The sequence below is a fragment of the Streptomyces sp. NPDC049837 genome (assembly GCF_040674455.1).
In the GTDB taxonomy this organism is placed as follows: Bacteria; Actinomycetota; Actinomycetes; order Streptomycetales; family Streptomycetaceae; genus Streptomyces.
Genome location: NZ_JBFAMP010000009.1, coordinates 236,175 through 256,047, shown reverse-complemented (window position 1 = coordinate 256,047; position 19,873 = coordinate 236,175). Strand labels below are relative to the sequence as shown.

Sequence of the window (19,873 nt, the reverse complement as noted above, 5' to 3'; positions counted from 1 at the left end):
CGGTAACAGCTTTTCACGGGGCGCTCACACCGTGCCAGCGTTCGCTGGCAAATAAGCCCTGATCAGGAGTGCGATACCCGGAACGAATCCAGAACGGTGTCGAAGTGACGCTTCAGCTCGTCGAGCCGGGCCGGCGGCGCCGAGACCCACACGTCGTACGTCCGCCCGCCCTCGTCCCAGCACAGGTCGAACGTGCGCCGCGCCCCTTCCGAGCCGGAGAAGCCGTTCCAGGTGAACTCCCACAGCGCGGCCGGCAGCCCGTTGTGCGTCGTCGGCGTCACCTTGGCGGCGCGGTAGCCGACGTAGGTCTCCGGGCCGTTCGCGTGGGCGCGGCGCATGATCCCGAGGGGCCCGTCGGCCTCCGGGGACTGGGTGCGGATGCCGATCCGGAACGCCTTGTCGGGCGACATGTAATAGACGCGCCTGCCGTCGGTGGAACGGACGTACCCCTTGGGCACGGTCAGCGAGAAGCCACGCGGATCGGAAACTGATCGGTATCCGGTTGGCACGCGGGCGTGGGTGGGGGCGGGGCCGGGGCCACTACCGGCGCCGGTGCCGGTGCCCGGACTGGTGCCGGTGCCTGCTGCCGCGCCTGGTGTGTTCGGGGCGGTGGGCGTGTCCCGGGACGGCGAGACGGTGGCCGTCGGGTGGTCGCCGCCTCCGCCGCCCCCGCCTCCGAGGCCGTCGCCCCGCAGTAACAGCACGCCCGCCGCGCCCGCCCCGGCGAGGGCCACGAGCAGCACGGCGGCCACCAGCGGCGTACGGAGGCGGCGCCGGGCCGGGCGGTCGCCGCGCGGGGGCACGGCGGCCACGGCGCCCACGGCGTCCACGGCGTCCCCGCGCGGCGGGACCCGGTCGGCGGGGGCGTCGGCGCGGGCGTCGGTGGGGGCGGGCGCCTGACCGGCGGCCTGGCCGCGCTGCGCCCGGCCACGGGCCCTGCCGTGGCGGCGGGAGCGGTCCGGGACGGCGTCGGAGGGCACGGACCGGGCAGCGTCCTCGCGGGGCGGGACGGTGTCGGCGTACGGTCCGGCGGCGCCGGTCGCCCTGCCGGTGTACGACACCGGGGCCGCCTCCTGGGCCCGTCCCTCGTACCCGCGCCCCTCGTACCCGCGCGGCCGCCCTGCCTCCGCGTACGCGCGCAGCAGCCGCTCCGCCTCGGCCGCGCCCATCCGCCGCGCCGGGTCCCGCTGCAACAGGCCGCGTACGACGGGCAGGAGGGGCCCCGCCGCGGCGGGCGGTCTGAAGTCCTCCTCCACGACCGCGTGCAGCACCCCGCCCAACGAGTCCCGGTGGAACGGCGACTGGCCGGTCAGCGTCGCGCACAGCAGCGCCCCGAGCGACCACAGGTCCGTCTCCGGACCGGCCTGCGCGCCCTGCATCCGCTCCGGAGCGGTGTACTCGGGCGAGCCGACGAACATCCCCGCCTCCGTGATCGTCGTCGATCCGGCGAGCTGCGCGATACCGAAGTCGGTGAGGACGACCCGCCCGGTGCCCTCCTCCAGCAGGACGTTGGCGGGTTTCAGGTCCCGGTGCAGTACGCCCAGCGCGTGCGCGGCGCGCAGTGCGCTCAGCAGCGCCAGGCCGATGCGTGCCGCCTCGCGGGCGTCGAGCGGGCCCTGTGCCGCGATCCGCTCGGCGAGCGAGAGCCCCTCGACCAGCTCCATGACGATGTACGGGACGCCGTCCTCCTCGACCACGTCATGGACGCAGACGATGTGCGGATGGTGCACGCGCGCGATGGCACGCGCCTCGCGGAGGGTGGGGTACACGGCGGTTCCCACGTCGACATGGAGCTCCTTGACGGCGACGCGACGGCCGAGCAGCTCGTCGTACGCACGCCAGACCGTGCCCATGCCTCCTCGCCCGAGCCGGGCATCCAGCCGGTAGCGTCCGACGATCCGCCGTTGCTGCCCTGATCCGGACACGGCACATCCCCTCTGCTCGCGCCGAGGGTCACTCCTCGGCGGGACGCCAGCCGCGCAGCATGATGTCGAACTGCTCCCGTGTCACCGGCCAGTCGGCCTCGGGAGCGGACATGTACAGCGCGTACTCGGTTCCGTCGTCCGCGTAGTACACCTGGTCGATCGCGCGCCGCTCGCCCGCGTTCGCGCTCTTCTCGACCCAGGAGAACTCCCACAGACAGGATTCCAGTTGATCACGGAACGTGTTCGCGTGCAGCTCCTTCCGCTCATACTGGGGAAGCCTCTTCTTCAGCCCTTTCTCGATATCGAGCATGTGAAGGCAGGGATTTTCGAAGTCGGGTGAGGCGTCGACGCTGATACGGATGAGGTGACGGCCGTTGTCGGGGGTGTAGTCGATCTGACCGCCTTCTGTCCGGCGCTTCCAGCCCTCCGGTACGAGAAGGCTGAAACCTGACGGGTCCTCGACCCGCTCCCAGCCATCCGGGACGGTCTGCGGTGCCGGCCCGTTCCGGTCGGCGGTGGTGTCGCGGGTCGTGTCGTCGTTCCCGTACCGCATGACGGCGAAACCCGCGGCGGCGCCCACGACCGCCGCGAGGACGGTCACGAGGGCGGCCGTACGCCAACGGCGGCGGCGAGGTGACGGGTTGCCGGCGGCGCCCGTCCGCCCCTCGCCGGGGGTCTGCCGGTCCGGGGGGCTGTCCCCTTCGGGGTGCGGGCGCTCGGAGGTACCGGAGGTACGGGAGGCACCGGAGAGCGCAGGCGTCGGGGCGATCGCGGAGGCGCGGGAGCCGGCTGTGGACGTGGCTGTCGCGGGAGCGTGGTCCTGCTCGGACTCAGGAAGCGTCACGGTCACGGCCGCCAGCTCCTCGCGGCTGATCGACCGCGTCGGAACGTACGCCTGCGCGGCGGCCGGGGTGCGGCCCTCCATCGCCTCCAGCAGCATGCGTTCGGCCTCGGTGGCGTCCGGGCGGTCCGCCGGGTCCTTGCGCAGCAGCGCGATGATGACGGGCCCGAGGGCGCCCGCGTGCTCGGCGGGGGGCGGCTCCTCGGTCACCACGGCCTGCATGACGCTCAGCGGCGAGGTGCGGTGGAAGGGCGAGGTGCCCTCGACGGCGGTGTAGAGCGTGGCGCCGAGCGACCAGAGGTCGGAGGCGGGGCCCGGGTCGCCGCCCCGTACCCGCTCGGGAGCCAGGTAGTCGATGGAGCCGACGAGTTCCCCGGTACGCGTGATGGTGGAGTCGCCCTCGATGGCGGCGATCCCGAAGTCGGTGAGCAGCACGCGGCCGTCGTGGGCGAGCAGCACGTTGCCCGGCTTGACGTCCCGGTGCAGCACTCCGGCGGCGTGGGCGGCGCGCAGCGCGCCCAGGACGTGCAGTCCGATACGGGCCGCCTCGCACGCGTCGATACGGCGATTTTCAGCCGCCTTCGCGGCGTCGGCGAGCGAGGGCCCGTCGACGTACTGCATCACGATCCAGGGGCGGTCGTCGTGCTCCAGCACGTCATGGACGGTGACCACGCCGGGGTGGGAGATGCGGGCGGCGGCGCGCGCCTCCTTCTGCGTACGGGCGTGCAGAACGGCCCGGTCGGCCTCCGAGACGTATTTGCCGGCCGTGAGCTCCTTCACGGCGACGGTACGGTGCAGCACTTCGTCGTGGGCGCGCCAGACCTTGCCCATGCCGCCGCGGCCGATGACCTCGCTCAGCCGGTAGCGCCCGGCGAGTACGAGTCCCGCGCCCATGCCTTGAGAGTGTTCCACTGTCCCCCGCTCGTTCCTTCGGAGGCCAGGTTACGGAGGGTTGTGCCGTGGCCGAAACCTCGGGGTTGCCAAGGAGACCGCTCCGTGATCCGCATCATCGCGTGGAGCGGTAGACCTTGACGGCCTGTTGGTAGATTTCGGACACCTTGTCGCGTTGGCTCTCCGGGCCGATGACCTGGATGACGTGGTACCGGTCGCCCACGACAAGCGCCAGGTTCCGGACGTACACCTCCTGGCCGTTGACATCCGTCCAGGTGAACTGGCCCTCCGCCATGACCTGTCGGCCCACGTCTATCCGGCGCAGTCCGGTGGCGGTCGCCCAACTGGAGTCCCGCCAGGGCTGGAGCTCGCGCTCCTTGGTGCGCTGGTACTCCAGGGGGTCGCTGCCGCCCGCCTGGACGGTGTCCCGGCCGGGAACGACGATCAGGGTGAAGTCACCGCCGGTGTAGCGGACCTGGCCCACGTCGTTGATGGGGCTGCGCCGCCAGCTCTTGTCCACACCGATGCGGAAGCCCTCCGGGTCGTCACGCACCGTGTAACCGGCCGCCATGCCGGGATTCGTCGCGCCGGACGAACCGGGCGTGACGGTGTTGGTGGAGGGCGCCTGGCCGCCCGGGCTGGGCTGTTGCTGCGGAGGCTGCTGCGGATCGTCGGACTGGCCCGGCTGCTGGGGCTGCTGTGGTTGCTGCGGCTGTTGGGACTGCTGCGGGGACTGGGGGGCCTGCCCCCGGTCCTGCGGCTCCGCCTTGGGCATGAACAGCACGGCGTACGCGATGGCGGCGGCGAGCGCGAGCAGTATGGCGAGCAGGAGGGTACGGCCGAGGGCGCGCGGGGCGCGGGCGGTACCAGGGCTCTTGGCGGGCCTCGCCTTCTTGCTGTGGCGGTGGCGCCCGTGGCCGGCGCCGGCCCCTCCGGGTCGGCGTCTGCGCACCAGCTCGCCCCGGCGGCGTACGACGGGCAGACGGGTGCCGTCTTCGGACGGCATCGGCACGATGCCGTTGCCCGCGTCGGGCTCCGGCGCCGACCGGATGAGCGAGCGCAGCCAGCCGCGCAGCTCCTCGAAGTCCGGCCGCTCGGTCGGGTCCTGGCGCAGCAGCGACTCGACGACCGGGCGCAGCGGGCCGCACTCCTCGGCGAACGCGGGCGGCTCCGCGCACACGAGCTGGACCAGCTCGGCGGCGTTCTCCTCGGGGTACGGGGCGTGGCCCTGGACCGCCCGGTAGAGCAGCGCGCCGAGCGCCCACAGGTCGGTGGCGGGGCCGATGGGCGGCGCCAACTGCCAGGTCTCGTGGACCGGCCCGGCCTGTTCGGGCGCCCAGCGCTCCGTCACGGCTCCGACGACGGCGATCCGGGCCTGGCGGGCGCGCTCGGCGGCCAGGGGCGTGGCCGGGCCCCGGTACCTGGGGGCGGCGGGCCGGGTGCCGCCCGGTTCGGCGGGCGGTTCCGCGTGCGCGGGGGCGGGGGTGCGGGCGCCGCGCTGGGCGTCGGCGCGGAGTGCGTCCCGGGTGCCGTACGGGGAGACGCCGCCGCCCGCCGGAACGGAACCGGAGCCGCGGCCCGAGCCGGGGCCGTCGTTCCAGATGCCGGTCAGCAGGGCGCGCCGCGGTGCCTCGCCCTCACCCGTGTCGTCGTCATCGTCGTCGAGGTCGGCGGCCTGCGACCACCACTGCGGCTCGTAGTCGGCCGGGGTGCCGCCCGCCGGGGCCGCGGGGCCCTTCGGCGGGGGCGGCAGGGGGATGGCGGCGCCCGTCTCGCCGGCGCGGGTGGCGGCACGCGTCCCGGCGCGGTAGGCGGCGATGGCGCCGGATCGGGCCGCGCGGTCGTCCGGCGGGGCCGGTTCGGGGCGGGCGGGCGGCTGCGGGAGCGTGGGCGAGGCCAGCTCGTACCCGGGCGCGAGGGCGGGGAGCGGGGCGGGGGCGGGACCGGGAGTGGGACCGGGAGTGGGTTCCGCGGCGCCCGGCGCGTGCGGGAAGTCGTCGTCGGCGTCCGGGTCCGGCACCGGGGCGTATCCGCACAGGGCCTCCTCCGCGGCGCCTGCCGCGAGCCCGGTCAGCACGACCCGCCCGTCGTCGCACACCAGCACCGTACGGACGGTGATGTTCCGGTGGACCCACCCGTGCGCGTGGAGCGCGCGCAGCGCGGTGAGCACGTCGGAGCCGATCTCGGCCGCCCGGTACGGGTTCAGCGGCTTCTCGGCGAGCAGTGCCGCGAGCGGCCGGGCCGCCACCAGCTCACTCACTATCCACAGCGACCCGGCCTCGGCGAAGACGTCGAAGACCTGGTCGAGCCGTGGATGGTCCGGGATCTGCGCCGCGGCCTGCGCGGCCTCGATGGCCCGCCGTACCGCCGGGTCGGAGGACCGGCGGACGGCACGGCCGGCCGGCGCTCTGTGCGGCGGCACGCGCGTCCTGGCGTGCCCGCCCGGACCGGTCGGCCCGCCCGGCCCGGCAGGCGCCTCGCCCTCCACGAACTCGGCGTCGACGAACTCGGCGTCGACGACCTCCGGCAACGGCAACTGCCGGACCAGTACTTCCTGGCCGCTGTACGTGTCGAAGGCGCGCGTCTCGATGAGCTCGTACTCGTCGGAGGGCGGCAAGGGCAGGCGGTAGCGGTCGGCGAGCACCCTTCCCGCGTAGTCGTCCACGACGCCGCCTCCCCACGAGCGCGCTGTCCCCCGGCTTCACAGACCGTACGAAACCGTCAATTCTGGTCGTCTCGCGTGCAGTTACCCGCTGTTTCCGGCTGCGTACGGTCTACGAGCTCTCACGATACGGGGCCTTGGTCAGTCCTTGGGGCTGAACGTCGCGAACGCCGTATCCCGCAGCGTCTTGCACTCCGCACCGTTCCACTCACTGGACTTGCAGGTGATCATGATCGAGTAACCGCGCTTCGCGTCGACCTTGAAGCCACGGTTGAGCACCCGTACCCGCTCGCCGTTCTGGTCGCGCTCGAACTGCCAGTCCGCGACCGTCGGATAACCCTTGTAGTCGACCTTGTCGATTCCATGATGCTTGTAGCCACTGACACTGGCCTTGAGGCCGACCCAGGCGGCTCCCCAGGCAGCGGCGGCATCGTCCCCGGGGCTGTTGGTGAAGTCGACCTGGACGCGCGGGAACCCGCCGCTCACGCTGAATATGCCGCCCGAGTTCTGTCCCGCTATGGCCGTCATGCGGAAGTTCGACGGCATGGCCATGGTGAAGTGGAACCGGTCGTTGCTGACCATGGCGTACCCGGCCGGCAGCGACCCGGCACCGTTGCCCGGGCCGGCCCCCGTACCGCCGGACGGCTTCACGCCACCGCTGCCGTTCCCGCCTCCGGTGCCGGGCTGTGCGCCGCCACCCTGTTCCTTGCCCTGCTCGCCGTCGGGCTTGTCGTTGTTGCCGCCGGTGGCACCCGGGGCGGCCGTGGAGCCGGCCGACGCCGTGCGGTCGCCGCCGGGCGTGCCCTGGCCCTTGGCGCCCGGCTCGTCGCCGCTCAGGGCGAACGCGAGCACGGTGGCGATCACGGCCAGCGCGACGACCACCGCGACGATCACCAGCGTGCGGCGCGGCACCACATCGGTGAGCGGCGCCCGCACGGGAGCCGGCGGGCCGGAACGCCCGGTGGACGCCGGCCCCGACGTGGGTCCGGGCTCCGCCTTGGCGGTCGCCGCGGCGTTGCGTACGGAACGCAGCGCGCCGCGCATCCGCTCCGCCGCCGCGTCCGCCATCTCCCTGGGCTTGGCGGTGGGCCCCTCCCCGGGCAGCGGCAGCAGGGGCACGATCCGCGTGACCTCCGGCGACGGCTCGGCCGGCGGGGCGACGGGCTCGTCAGGCGCGTGGATCACGTCGTTGAGCAGCGCACGGGCGCCCGCGTCGTCGAGCCGCTTGGCCGGGTCCTTGTGGAGCAGGCCGTAGATGACCTCCTCCAGCGGGCCCGCGTTCTTCGGCGGATCGAGCTGCTCGGTCATCACGGCGGTCAGGGTCGCGATGGCGGAACCCTTGTCGTACGGCGGGCAGCCCTCCACGCACGCGTACAGCAGCCCGCCCAGCGACCACATGTCCGCCGCCGGGCCGGGCTTGTGGCCACGGGCCCGCTCCGGCGAGATGTACGAGGGCGCGCCGACGAGCATGCCGGTCGAGGTGATGGACGGGTCGCCCTCGACCTGCGCGATGCCGAAGTCCGTGAGGACGACCCGGCCGTCGTCCGCGATGAGGACGTTGGACGGCTTCACGTCCCGGTGCAGGATGCCCTCGCGGTGCGCGGAACGCAGCACGTCGAGGATGGCCAGGCCCACCTCGGCGGCACGCTTGGGCGTGAGGACGCCGTCCTCACGTACCGCGTCGGCGAGCGACTTGCCCTCGATCAGCTCCATGACGATCCAGGGGCGGTCGTCCTCGTCGACGACGTCGTAGACCGTCACGGCGCCGTTGTTGCGGATCCGGGCGATCGCCTTGGCCTCGCGGAGGGTACGCGTGATGAGGCGGCGCTTCTCGTCCTCGTCGATGCTGCTGGGGAAGCGCAGCTCCTTGACGGCGACGGTGCGTCCGAGCGTCTCGTCGACCGCCCGCCAGACGGTGCCCATGCCGCCGCGTCCCAGGACGCCGCCGAGCCGGTACCGCCCCGCGAGCAGCCGCCCTTCGCTGGTGGGGCGCGCCGCCACTGACGCCGCGCCGGCCGGGCCGTCGCCGCGCCCGCCACCGGCACCGCCCCCGGCAGCCGGCTTCGCGGCGGCCTCCGAGGCCGCGGCCACCGCGGCCCTTCCGGCCGGCTTGCCGCTGTCCTTGGGCGCCGTGGAGCCCTTGGGCTCCTTGCCGTCCTTGGGCTCCTTGGGCTCCTTGGGCTCCTTGGGCTCCTTGGAGGCGTCGGCTGACGTGGAGTTCTTGGCCTCCTTGGAGAGGCCCTGGGCCGCCTGGGCGACCTTGGGGTCCGTGGCCTTCTTGAGGTCCGTGGAGCCCTTGGGGTCCGTGGACCCCTGGGAGGCCTCCGGGTCCTTCGACGAACCCTTCGAACCCTTGACGTCCCCGGCCGCCTCCGAGCGCGCCGCCGGGACCGAACGGCCCGCGCCGGACGTGTCGGTGGACGACGGCGTCGCCTTGCCCGACACGCCGTCACCCGCGCCGGCGGCGTCGCCTTGCCGGTCCGTGTCCCGCTTCACGCCCTTGTCCTTGCCCGACCGGGGAGCGGGAACGGTACCGTCCGCCTCCTTGCCCGAGGGGCCGCCGGACTCGCCGGCCTCCGCCTTGGGGCGGCCCGCGCCCAGCTTCATGGTCGCGTCCTTGCCCGGCTCGGTGCCCGACGTGACGGGTGCGTCCCCGGCCGGCTCGGCGCCCGGTTCCGTGTCCGGCCCGTCCGCGCCGACGCCCGGCGTTGCCGCGTCCCGCTGAGGTTCCCGAGCCGCGTCCCGCGACTGCTCCGCTCCCGACATGCGTCCCCTCTGCGATCCCTGATCCTCGCCCGCGCCTGCCGCTTCCGCGCGATGCGGTAACCCGCCCTGGAAGAGCGTCCATTGTCTCTCACTCCGGGACCGGCGAATCTCCCGGGTCCTCCGTCCGTCAGGATGAGCCCCGAAGAAGGGACGCCAGGATGCCACTGCCCCGCGCGCGGCTCGCCGCTCCGCTGGTCACCGCCCTGCTCGTGCTGGGCACCGGCCCGCTGTCGGGGGGACCCTCCCCCACCCCTCCCTCCACCGTTCTGCCACGGCTCGTCTCCGAGGGCAACGCCCCGGCCGCGGCGATGCTGTCCGCTTCGCCCGCCGCGACGCGGTTCCAGACGGCCGGTCACGGCATCGGGCGCGCCGACCGCTTCCGCGCGGGCAGCATCACTAAGACGTTCGTCGCGACGGTCATCCTCCAACTCGCCGCCGAGGGCAAGCTGCACCTCGACGACCCCGTGGGCCGCCACCTGCCGGGCCTGCTCCCCGGTGACGCCGGCCGACGCGTCACGCTGCGCGCCCTGCTCACCCACACCAGCGGCCTGCCCGACTACACGAAGGACACCACCCCCCGGTCACCCACGGCCGGCACCCACCCGTCGCCGGGCAACGGCACCCACCCGTCACCCACGGCACGGACCACCGCGCGTGAAGCCGTCCGGCGGGCGCTGACCCGGCCCCTGGGACCCGTCGGCCGTTACGCCTACTCCAACACCAACTACGTCCTGCTCGGCCTCGTCATCGAACGGATCACCGACCAGCCCTACGCGGCCGAGGCCCGCCGACGCATCATCAGGCCCCTTCGCCTCACCGGCACGTCCTTCCCCGGCACCCGGTCAGCCCTGCCCTCCCCGCACGGCCGGGCGTATGACGCCGCCGGCCGGGACGTCACCGCGCTCGACCCGCGCACCGCCGACGCGGCGGGCGAGCTGATCAGCACCCTCGACGATCTGAACCGCTTCTATGCCGCCCTCCTCTCCGGCCGTCTCCTCCCCGTAGCCCAGCTCCGCGAGCTGCTCAGCACCCGGTCGGCGAGCGGCCCCTACGGCATGGGCATCTACCGCCGCACCCTGTCCTGCGGCACCACGGTGTGGGGCCACAACGGCCACATCACCGGCAGCTACGTCCGCACCGCCACCAGCCGTGACGGCCGACGCACCGTCACCTTCCGGGTCAATACGGACGCCGTCCCCCGCAGCACCCTCAAGACGCTCGAACCCGCGCTCCTCGAAGCCGAGTTCTGCCGCGGCGCCGACAGCCGGCGCGGCCACGAGCCGGCGAAGCCCGCCGCACCGCGCGCCTCCTAGCGCCGCACGGTCAGAGCGGCACGATGTCCGGCGCGCCGAGCCGTGCCGCGTCCGCCGTCAGGTCGTCCGGCTGTCGCTGCGACTCCCGCTCCGCCTCCACCCGCTTCTCGTAGTGCTCCACCTCCTTCTCGATGTGCCGTTCGTCCCAGCCCAGGACCGGCGCCATCAGCTCGGCGCACTCCCGCGCGCTGCGGGTGCCCCGGTCGAACGTCTCGATCGAGATGCGGGTCCGCCGGGTCAGCACGTCGTCCAGGTGCCGGGCGCCCTCGTGCGACGCGCCGTAGACGATCTCGGCCCGCAGGTAGTCCTCGGCGCCGCCCAGCGGTTCGCCGAGCTTCGGATCGGCGACGATCATCTCCAGCAGCTCCTCCGCCAGGGAGCCGTACCGGTTCAACAGGTGCTCCACGCGCGCCACGTGAAGCCCCGTCCGGGCGGCGATGCGGGCGCGCGCGTTCCACAGTGCCCGGTATCCCTCGGCGCCCAGCAGCGGCACGTCCTCGGTGACGCAGGACGCCACGCGCGTGTCGAGGCCGTGCACCGCCTCGTCCACCGCGTCCTTCGCCATCACCCGGTACGTCGTGTACTTGCCGCCCGCCACGACGACGAGGCCCGGCACCGGGTGGGCCACGGTGTGCTCGCGCGACAGTTTGCTCGTCGCGTCGGACTCGCCGGCCAGCAGCGGCCGCAGCCCGGCGTACACCCCCTGCACGTCGTCCCGGGTGAGCGGCACCGCAAGCACGCTGTTCACATGCTCCAGCAGGTAGTCGATGTCGGCGCTCGACGCCGCCGGGTGGGCCTTGTCCAGGTCCCAGTCGGTGTCGGTGGTCCCCACGATCCAGTGGCGGCCCCACGGGATGACGAACAGCACCGATTTCTCCGTGCGCAGGATCAGACCGGTACTGGAGTGGATCCGGTCCTTGGGCACGACCAGATGGATGCCCTTCGACGCCCGTACGTGGAACTGCCCCCGCTCCCCGATCAGGGCCTGGGTGTCGTCCGTCCACACCCCGGTCGCGTTGACGACCTGTTTGGCCCGGACCTCGTACTCGCCGCCCGCCTCCACGTCCTGCACCCTGGCGCCGACGACCCGTTCGCCCTCGCGCAGGAAGCCGATCACCCGTGCCCGGCTGGCGACGTGCGCGCCGTAGCTCGCGGCCGTCCGCACGAGCGTCGCCACGAAACGGGCGTCGTCCATCTGCGCGTCGTAGTACTGCAACGCCCCGACCAGCGCGTCCTTCCTCAGCGCGGGCGCCACCCGCAGCGCCTGGCGCCGTGACAGGTGCCGGTGCACGGGCAGGCCGCGCCCGTGGCCGGAGGAGACGGACATCGCGTCGTACAGCGCGACGCCCGTGCCGGCGTAGAGCCGCTCCCAGCCCTTGTGCTGGAGCGGGTAGAGGAACGGCACCGGTTTCACCAGGTGCGGGGCGAGCCGCTCCAGCAGCAGTCCGCGCTCCTTCAGCGCTTCCCGGACCAGAGCGAAGTCCAGCATCTCCAGATAGCGCAGCCCGCCGTGGATGAGCTTGCTGGACCGGCTGGAGGTGCCCGACGCCCAGTCGCGGGCCTCGACCAGTCCGGTCGCCAGTCCGCGGGTCGCCGCGTCGAGAGCCGTCCCGGCGCCCACCACTCCGGCGCCCACGACCAGCACGTCCAGTTCGCGATCGGCCATGGCCGCCAGCGCCTCGGCGCGCTCGGCGGGTCCCAGTGTCGCTGTCCTCACCGCTGCCTCCCGTCGCCCCCGTGTGGTCGGGCTCACAGACTCGATTCTGTCCCGGGCCCCCGACTTCAGCCACCGCCTGTGGACAACACTCGGCCGAACCACAGCTCGCAATGCCGCATAACGGTCATATTTACGCCTAGTCTGACATTGCATACCGCTCGTTCTGTCCACAGGACTTGCGTGCCTCGTCCACTCCGGCTACTGGGAAGGACGGCATCACCCATGCCCGCAGACCTCGCCGTCATCGGCCTCGGCCACCTCGGCCTGCCCCTCGCCCAAGCCGCCACAGCCGCCGGTATCGACACCATCGGCTACGACACCGACCCACGTCCCGTGGCGGAGCTGGCGGCCGGCCGGCCACCGGTCGACGGCTCACTCACCGCCTCGGAGATCCGCCGGATGCTCTCGGGGGGCTTCCGGCCGACCACCGACCCCGCCGAACTCGGCCGGGTCCGTACCGCCGTCATCTGCACCCCCACCCCCGCCGGCGCCGACCGCACACCGGACCTGACCGCCGTCGCCGACGCTGCCCGCGCGCTCGCCACCCGGCTGCGCCCCCACACCACCGTCCTGCTCGAATCGCCCGTGTATCCCGGCACCACCGAGGACGTGCTGCGCCCGCTGCTCGAAGCCGGTTCGGGCCTCAGGGCCGGCCGTGACTTCCACCTCGCGTACTCCCCCGGCCGCCTCGACCCCGGCAATCGCGCCCACGGCTTCGCCCACATCCCCAAGGTCATCGGCGGCCTCACCCCCGCCTGCACGGAGTCGGCCGCCGCCTTCTACGGCCGCCTCACCGACAAGGTCGTACGGGCCCGTGGCCTGCGCGAGGCCGAGACCGTCAAGGTGCTGGAAACCAACTTCCGCCACGTCAACATCGCCCTGGTCAACGAAATGGCGGTGCTCTGCCACGAACTCGGCGTCGACCTGTGGGACGTCATCCGGTGCGCCGAGACGAAACCCTTCGGGTTTCAGGCCTTCCGCCCCGGGCCCGGCGTCGGCGGCCACGGCGTCCCCGTCGACACGATCGGCCCCCACCGCCCGCTGCGCCTGGTGGAACTGGCCGGCCAGGTCAACGAACGCATGCCGCAGTACGTCATCCAGCGCTGCGCCACGCTCCTCAACGAGCACGGCAAGTCCGCGCGCGGCGCCCGCGTCCTCCTGCTCGGCGTCACCTACAAGCCCGACCTGGCCGACCGGGAGGCCTCCCCCGCGACCGAGATCGCCCGCCGTCTGATGGACATGGGCGCGGTCGTCAGCTACCACGACCCGTACGTCGCCGACTGGCGCGTGCGCGACCTGCCCGTCCCCCGGGCGGACTCCCTGTACGAGGCGGCCGCCGCGGCCGACCTGACGGTCCTGCTCCAGCACCACCGGACGTACGACCTCCAGGGGCTGGCGGTGAAGGCCCAGCTCCTCCTGGACACCCGCGGGGTCACCCCGGCGGGCGCGGCACACCGCCTGTGACGCCGAAGGGGCCCGCACCGGCGTCCGGTGCGGGCCCCTGATCAGGAAGACGGAGGGTCAGCGCTTGTGCTGGGCGTCCGCGACCGTGACCTCGACGCGCTGGAACTCCTTGAGCTCGCTGTAGCCCGTCGTCGCCATCGCCCGGCGCAGCGCGCCGAAGAAGTTCATCGACCCGTCCGGCGAGTGCGACGGACCGGTCAGGATCTCCTCGGTGGTGCCGACCATGCCCAGATCGACGAGCTTGCCGCGCGGCACGTCCTCGTGGACGGCCTCCATGCCCCAGTGGTGGCCCTTGCCCGGCGCGTCGGTCGCCCGCGCGAGCGGGGAGCCGATCATCACCGAGTCGGCGCCACAGGCGATCGCCTTGGGCAGGTCACCGGACCAGCCGACGCCGCCGTCCGCGATGACGTGGACGTACCGGCCGCCGGACTCGTCCATGTAGTCCCGGCGCGCGGCCGCGACGTCCGCGACGGCGGTCGCCATCGGGACCTGGATGCCCAGCACGTTACGGGTGGTGTGCGCGGCCCCGCCGCCGAAGCCCACCAGCACGCCCGCGGCGCCCGTGCGCATCAGGTGCAGGGCGGCGGTGTAGGTGGCGCAGCCGCCGACGATGACGGGGACGTCGAGCTCGTAGATGAACTGCTTCAGGTTCAGCGGCTCGGCCGCGCCCGACACGTGCTCGGCGGAGACGGTCGTACCGCGGATGACGAAGATGTCCACACCGGCGTCGACGACGGCCTTGGAGAACTGGGCGGTGCGCTGCGGGGAGAGCGCGGCCGCGGTGACCACGCCCGAGTCGCGCACCTCCTTGATGCGCTGCCCGATCAGCTCCTCCTGGATCGGGGCGGCGTAGATCTCCTGCAGACGGCGGGTGGCGTTCGCCTCGTCCAGCTCGGCGATCTCGTCGAGCAGCGGCTGCGGGTCCTCGTACCGCGTCCACAGGCCCTCGAGGTTCAGGACGCCGAGGCCGCCGAGCTGGCCGATGCGGATCGCGGTCTGCGGGGAGACCACCGAGTCCATGGGAGCGGCCAGGAACGGCAGCTCGAAGCGGTAGGCGTCGATCTGCCAGGCGATCGAGACCTCCTTCGGGTCCCGGGTGCGCCGGCTCGGTACGACGGCGATGTCGTCGAACGCGTACGCCCTGCGGCCGCGCTTGCCGCGCCCGATCTCGATCTCAGTCACGATGTGTGGCCTTTCCCTCTACGTCTGCGCCTACCAGTATCCCCGACACGCGCGTAGGGGGCGGTTCCGGCCGTATGCCGGAACCGCCCCCACGCGCGCGTGGACTACTTCCTGCTGTAGTTCGGCGCCTCGACGGTCATCTGGATGTCGTGCGGGTGGCTCTCCTTGAGGCCCGCCGACGTGATCCGGACGAACCGGCCCTTGGACTCCATCTCCTCGATGGTGGCGGCGCCCACATAGCCCATGGTCTGGCGCAGACCGCCGACGAGCTGGTGCAGCACATTGGACAGCGGGCCGCGGTAGGGCACCTGGCCCTCGACGCCCTCGGGGACGAGCTTGTCGTCGGTGGCGACGTCGGCCTGGAAGTAGCGGTCCTTGGAGTACGACCTGCCCTGGCCGCGGGACTGCATGGCGCCGAGCGAGCCCATGCCGCGGTACGACTTGAACTGCTTGCCGTTGATGAACAGCAGCTCACCCGGGGACTCCTCACAGCCGGCGAGGAGGCTGCCCAGCATCACGGTGTCGGCGCCGGCGGCCAGCGCCTTGCCGATGTCGCCGGAGTACTGCAGGCCGCCGTCGCCGATCAGCGGGATGCCGGCGGGGCGGGCGGCGAGGGAGGCCTCGTAGATGGCGGTGACCTGCGGGACACCGATACCGGCGACCACGCGGGTGGTGCAGATCGAGCCCGGGCCCACGCCGACCTTGATGCCGTCGACACCGGCGTCGATGAGCGCCTGGGCGCCGTCGCGGGTGGCGACGTTGCCGCCGATCACATCGACGCTCACGCTCGACTTGATCTTCGACATCCAGCTCAGGGCGTTGCTGTTGTGGCCGTGCGAGGTGTCGACGACCAGGAAGTCCACCCCGGCCTCGGCGAGCGCCTGGGCGCGCTCCAGCGCCTCGGGGCTGGCACCGACGGCGGCACCGACGAGGAGGCGGCCCTCGGCGTCCTTCGCGGCGTGCGGGTACTTCTCGGCCTTGACGAAGTCCTTGACCGTGATGAGGCCCTTGAGGATGCCCGCGTCGTCGACGAGCGGCAGCTTCTCGATCTTGTGGCGGCGCAGCAGCTCCATGGCGTCCACGCCGGAGATGCCGACCTTGCCGGTGACCAGCGGCATCGGCGTCATGACGTCGCGCACCTGCTGGCTGCGGTCGGTCTCGAAGGCCATGTCACGGTTGGTGACGATGCCCAGCAGCTTGCCGGCCGGGTCGGTGACCGGGACGCCGCTGATGCGGAACTTGGCGCACAGGGCGTCCGCCTCGGCGAGCGTCGCCTCCGGGTGCACCGTGATGGGGTCGGTGACCATGCCGGACTCGGACCGCTTCACGAGGTCGACCTGGTTGACCTGGTCCTCGACGGAGAGGTTGCGGTGCAGCACGCCGACGCCGCCCAGCCGGGCCATGGCGATCGCCATGCGGGACTCGGTCACCTTGTCCATCGCCGCCGAGAGCAGCGGGATGTTCACCCGGACATTGCGGGAGATGCGGGACGAGGTGTCGACCGCGTTGGGGAGCACCTCGGATGCACCCGGCAGCAGCAGCACGTCGTCGTAGGTCAGCCCGAGTGTCGCGAATTTCTCGGGCACTCCGTCGACGTTGGCAGTCATGACACCTTCCCCAAATGGCCTTGATCGGTGCGGATGTCCATGCTAACGGCCCGCGGCCGTGTCTCATTCCACGAGCAAGATCACCCGGAAGGTTTGTACGTTCACACGTACGGACGCACCCATACGTGCCCGGGCGCGCGGTTCACGGCCCCGCCCACGTGGCTCACGGTCCCGCCCGCGCGGCTCACGGCCCCGCCCGCGCGGCTCACGGCCCGCCTGTGCCGATCACGGCCCGTCCGCGCGGTTCCGTGCGCGGCTCACTGCTCGGCGAGGGCCCGCAGCCGGCTGAGCGCGCGGTGCTGTGCGACCCGTACCGCCCCCGGGGACATGCCCAGCATCTGGCCGGTCTCCTCGGCGGTCAGGCCCACCGCGACCCGTAGCACCAGCAGTTCGCGCTGGTTCTCCGGGAGGTTGGCGAGCAGGCGCTTGGCCCACTCGGCGTCGTCGCTGAGCAGCGCCCGTTCCTCGGGGCCGAGGGAGTCGTCTGGCCGTTCGGGCATCTCGTCGGAGGGCACCGCGGTGGAGCCGGGGTGCCGCATGGCGGCCCGCTGGAGGTCGGCGACCTTGTGGCCGGCGATGGCGAAGACGAAGGCCTCGAAGGGGCGTCCGGTGTCCTTGTAGCGCGGGAGGGCCATCAGGACGGCGACGCAGACCTCCTGGGCGAGGTCCTCGACGAAGTGGCGCGCGTCACCGGGCAGGCGGTTGAGCCGCGTACGGCAGTAGCGCAGGGCCAGTGGGTGGACATGGGCCAGGAGATCGTGCGTGGCCTGCTCGTCGCCTTCGACCGCACGGTGTACGAGTGCACCGATGGCCCCGTGGGCATGGGCCGCCTCGTCGTCGCGCATCGGTCCATGGTGCCTTGGCGTCCGCTCGTTCGCGGCACCGCGTCCACTGTTGTGCACCGAAGCGTTATGAGCAGGTGCGCCGGAACTCATCTCCTGCGCCCTCCCCTCCCGCTCGATCGACTCGTCCCCGAGGAACTCCACCCTTCAAGGATGCGGCATCGAGCCGGAAACAGATATCGGGCCTCCGCCGCCCCGTCCGCCGCGCGGCGGACGGGGATCGATACGGTCACGTGCTAGCGCACCAGGCCCCAGCGGAACCCGAGCGCGACGGCGTGCGCCCGGTCCGATGCGCCCAGCTTCTTGAACAGCCTTCTGGCGTGCGTCTTCACCGTGTCCTCGGAGAGGAAGAGCTCCCGGCCGATCTCCGCGTTGGAACGGCCGTGGCTCATGCCCTCCAGCACCTGGATCTCACGCGCGGTGAGGGTGGGCGCGGCGCCCATCTCGGCCGAGCGCAGCCGGCGCGGGGCGAGCCGCCAGGTCGGGTCGGCGAGCGCCTGGGTGACCGTGGCCCGCAGCTCGGCGCGCGAGGCGTCCTTGTGCAGGTACCCACGGGCGCCGGCGGCGACGGCGAGCGCCACGCCGTCCAGGTCCTCGGCGACGGTGAGCATGATGATGCGGGCGCCGGGGTCCGCGGAGAGCAACCGGCGGACGGTCTCCACGCCGCCCAGACCGGGCATGCGTACGTCCATCAGAATCAGGTCCGAGCGGTCCGCGCCCCAGCGGCGGAGGACTTCCTCGCCGTTGGCCGCGGTCGTCACGCGCTCGACGCCGGGCACCGTCGCGACGGCGCGGCGGAGCGCTTCTCGGGCAAGCGGGGAGTCGTCGCAGACGAGGACGGATGTCATGGCCGTCCTCCGCAGCTAGTGCGCGTCACCTTGAGCCTCCAGGCTGGTTACGTTTCGTCACCTGTGCGGTTGACGCTCCCGGACACCTGCCCGAGCGCTTGTTCTTTCAACCGCCTCCGCACTCTCAACGACGGTCACTCGAAAGAGTTACGGGTTCGCCCTCCCCCTTCGGCACTCTACGTGAGGGAGCGCGTACGGAGGAGAGCGACGCAGGTCACCGTTCCTTCACCCAGAGCTATGCCCCATTTAGCGGCTTTTCCTTCACTTTGTCGGTGTCTATGGCTAGATTCGCAATGAGTCATATTTACATCTACTTAGACAGTAGTTGTACGGTCGTGGCTGTATCAGCCCACTCACCAGCTCAGTACCGGAACCAAGGGGACATGCGCCATGGCAGATTTCTCCCGCCTTCCCGGACCCAACGCCGACCTGTGGGACTGGCAGTTGCTCGCGGCCTGCCGGGGGGTCGACAGTTCGCTCTTCTTCCACCCCGAGGGGGAGCGCGGCGCGGCGCGGAGTGCGCGCGAGAACTCGGCGAAAGAGGTCTGCATGCGGTGCCCGGTCCGCGCGGAGTGCGCGGCCCACGCACTGGCCGTGCGGGAGCCCTACGGCGTATGGGGCGGCCTCACCGAGGACGAGCGCGAGGAGCTCATGGGACGAGCCCGCAACCGTCTCATCACGGCCTCGTCGGGGACTTCCGCCAGCGCCTGAAGGAACGTTTCTTCTTCGACTTTCATCTTCTACGTCTTCTACGACTCTCAAGTTCCTGTCACCACCCCTGCAAGGCCCCACAGGGGCGGCCGCCCCTGGCCGCCCCTTCGACATGTGCGCCTTACGCCATACGTGCCCTACACCAGGGCGGCCGCGCGCGTGAGCTGGTCGAGCGTGGCGGCGACCGCCGGGACCTTGGCCAGGTCCGGGAGGGTGAGGGCGACGATCTCCCGCTCGACGGCAGGCTCCACCACCACCGTGCAGGCGCCCCGGGGACGTACTGAGCGGATGGCCAGCTCGGGCAGGACCGCGACACCGAGTCCCGCGCCGACCAGGCCGATCACCGCCGGGTAGTCGTCGGTCGCGAAGTCGATGCGCGGGGTGAAACCGGCGCCCTCGCACACGTCCACGAGCTGGCGGCGGCAGCGCGGGCAGCCCGCGATCCACGACTCCTCGGCCAGGTCGCCGATCGCCACCGCCTCCTCGTCCGCGAGCCGGTGGCCCTCCGGAACCAGTCCGACCAGGCGGTCGGCGAGGAGCGGGCGTACGACGAGGTCGTCCCACTCCGCGACGGCCGGGCGGTAGCGGAAGGCGAGGGCCACGTCGCAGTCGCCGTCGCGGAGCATCTCGACCGAGCGGGGCGGTTCTGCCTCGACGAGGGACACCCGGGTGCCGGGGTGGGCCGCGCGGAGTGCGGCGAGGGCGGTGGGGACGAGGGTGGAGCTGCCGCTCGGGAAGGAGACCAGCCGGACCCGGCCGGCGCGCAGGCCCGCGATGGCGGCGATCTCCTCCTCGGCGGCGGTGAGGCCCGCGAGGATGCCGGAGGCGTGGCGTACGAGCGCCTCGCCGGCCTGCGTGAGGCGCATCTCGCGGCCGGTACGGATCAGCAGCGGCGTGCCGGCGGACGATTCGAGAGCCTTCATCTGCTGGCTGACGGCGGGCTGGGTGCAGCCCAGTTCGCGCGCGGCCGCGGAGAAGGAGCCGGTGGTGGCGACGGCGCGGAGGACGCGCAGATGACGGGCTTCAATCACCCTTCGAATATAAGCGGCGCTTGGAGCCGACGCGAAATATCCGCGCGATGCTTTGAGGCGGCTCGGTTAGCGT

The 19,873-nt window shown here is 72.5% G+C and carries 13 protein-coding genes; 3 read left to right on the top strand and 10 right to left on the bottom strand.

The annotated features are described in order from the left end of the window. Window positions 1–62: 62 nt before the first annotated feature. From AB0J57_RS24885 to AB0J57_RS24870, 4 genes are all read right to left on the bottom strand, one after another. Entirely contained in the window at window positions 63–1,925 is a 1,863-nt protein-coding gene (locus AB0J57_RS24885; protein WP_366130482.1) for a protein kinase, read from the bottom strand. 28 nt (window positions 1,926–1,953) lie between these two features. After that, window positions 1,954–3,678 (bottom strand): protein kinase, encoded by a 1,725-nt coding sequence (locus AB0J57_RS24880; RefSeq protein ID WP_366130481.1) that lies wholly within the window; start codon window positions 3,676–3,678, stop codon window positions 1,954–1,956. Window positions 3,679–3,772: 94 nt separating this feature from the next. Next, entirely contained in the window at window positions 3,773–6,322 is a 2,550-nt protein-coding gene (locus AB0J57_RS24875; protein ID WP_366130480.1) for a protein kinase, read from the bottom strand. A gap of 138 nt (window positions 6,323–6,460) precedes the next feature. After that, window positions 6,461–9,085, bottom strand: a complete 2,625-nt coding sequence (locus tag AB0J57_RS24870) for a protein kinase (RefSeq protein ID WP_366130479.1) — start codon at window positions 9,083–9,085, stop codon at window positions 6,461–6,463. A 158-nt stretch (window positions 9,086–9,243) separates the two neighbouring features. On the opposite strand from AB0J57_RS24870, the gene AB0J57_RS24865 reads away from it, so the two are divergent. Continuing rightward, on the top strand, window positions 9,244–10,398 hold the full coding sequence (locus AB0J57_RS24865; RefSeq protein WP_366130478.1) for a serine hydrolase domain-containing protein: 1,155 nt from the start codon (window positions 9,244–9,246) through the stop codon (window positions 10,396–10,398). A 10-nt stretch (window positions 10,399–10,408) separates the two neighbouring features. On the opposite strand, the gene AB0J57_RS24860 is transcribed toward AB0J57_RS24865, so the two are convergent. Further along, complete coding sequence (locus AB0J57_RS24860; RefSeq protein ID WP_366130477.1) at window positions 10,409–12,115, bottom strand: glycerol-3-phosphate dehydrogenase/oxidase; 1,707 nt, start codon at window positions 12,113–12,115, stop codon at window positions 10,409–10,411. A gap of 222 nt (window positions 12,116–12,337) precedes the next feature. On the opposite strand from AB0J57_RS24860, the gene AB0J57_RS24855 reads away from it, so the two are divergent. Continuing rightward, window positions 12,338–13,579: a nucleotide sugar dehydrogenase gene (locus tag AB0J57_RS24855; RefSeq protein ID WP_366130476.1), complete on the top strand. Its 1,242-nt coding sequence runs from the start codon at window positions 12,338–12,340 to the stop codon at window positions 13,577–13,579. A 57-nt stretch (window positions 13,580–13,636) separates the two neighbouring features. Here the strand turns inward: AB0J57_RS24855 and AB0J57_RS24850 are convergent, their stop codons facing one another. The 4 genes from AB0J57_RS24850 to AB0J57_RS24835 form a co-directional block, all read right to left on the bottom strand. Then, window positions 13,637–14,761, bottom strand: coding sequence for a GuaB3 family IMP dehydrogenase-related protein (locus AB0J57_RS24850; protein ID WP_366130475.1), 1,125 nt, complete (start codon window positions 14,759–14,761; stop codon window positions 13,637–13,639). A 104-nt stretch (window positions 14,762–14,865) separates the two neighbouring features. Continuing rightward, the gene (guaB, locus tag AB0J57_RS24845) at window positions 14,866–16,368 is read right to left on the bottom strand and encodes an IMP dehydrogenase (protein ID WP_366130474.1); all 1,503 of its coding nucleotides are present in this window, start codon (window positions 16,366–16,368) and stop codon (window positions 14,866–14,868) included. A 257-nt stretch (window positions 16,369–16,625) separates the two neighbouring features. Beyond that, a complete protein-coding gene (locus AB0J57_RS24840; RefSeq protein ID WP_073753561.1) occupies window positions 16,626–17,213 on the bottom strand; it encodes a sigma-70 family RNA polymerase sigma factor in 588 nt (195 codons plus the stop codon). Window positions 17,214–17,446: 233 nt separating this feature from the next. Beyond that, window positions 17,447–18,058, bottom strand: a complete 612-nt coding sequence (locus AB0J57_RS24835; protein ID WP_003948568.1) for a response regulator transcription factor — start codon at window positions 18,056–18,058, stop codon at window positions 17,447–17,449. Between the two features lie 390 nt (window positions 18,059–18,448). On the opposite strand from AB0J57_RS24835, the gene AB0J57_RS24830 reads away from it, so the two are divergent. Next, on the top strand, window positions 18,449–18,769 hold the full coding sequence (locus tag AB0J57_RS24830; RefSeq protein ID WP_366130473.1) for a WhiB family transcriptional regulator: 321 nt from the start codon (window positions 18,449–18,451) through the stop codon (window positions 18,767–18,769). 137 nt (window positions 18,770–18,906) lie between these two features. Here AB0J57_RS24830 and AB0J57_RS24825 read toward each other — a convergent pair whose 3' ends face one another. Continuing rightward, complete coding sequence (locus AB0J57_RS24825; protein WP_366130472.1) at window positions 18,907–19,800, bottom strand: LysR family transcriptional regulator; 894 nt, start codon at window positions 19,798–19,800, stop codon at window positions 18,907–18,909. Between the last annotated feature and the right edge of the window lie 73 nt (window positions 19,801–19,873).

Excerpts from the sequence above, each read along its gene's own strand:
- AB0J57_RS24870 (WP_366130479.1), bottom strand. The coding sequence starts at position 9,085 with ATGTCGGGAGCGGAGCAGTCGCGGGACGCGGCTCGGGAACCTCAGCGG.
- AB0J57_RS24855 (WP_366130476.1), top strand. The coding sequence starts at position 12,338 with ATGCCCGCAGACCTCGCCGTCATCGGCCTCGGCCACCTCGGCCTGCCC.
- AB0J57_RS24830 (WP_366130473.1), top strand. The coding sequence starts at position 18,449 with ATGGCAGATTTCTCCCGCCTTCCCGGACCCAACGCCGACCTGTGGGAC.
- AB0J57_RS24865 (WP_366130478.1), top strand. The coding sequence starts at position 9,244 with ATGCCACTGCCCCGCGCGCGGCTCGCCGCTCCGCTGGTCACCGCCCTG.
- AB0J57_RS24840 (WP_073753561.1), bottom strand. The coding sequence starts at position 17,213 with ATGCGCGACGACGAGGCGGCCCATGCCCACGGGGCCATCGGTGCACTC.
- AB0J57_RS24835 (WP_003948568.1), bottom strand. The coding sequence starts at position 18,058 with ATGACATCCGTCCTCGTCTGCGACGACTCCCCGCTTGCCCGAGAAGCG.
- guaB (WP_366130474.1), bottom strand. The coding sequence starts at position 16,368 with ATGACTGCCAACGTCGACGGAGTGCCCGAGAAATTCGCGACACTCGGG.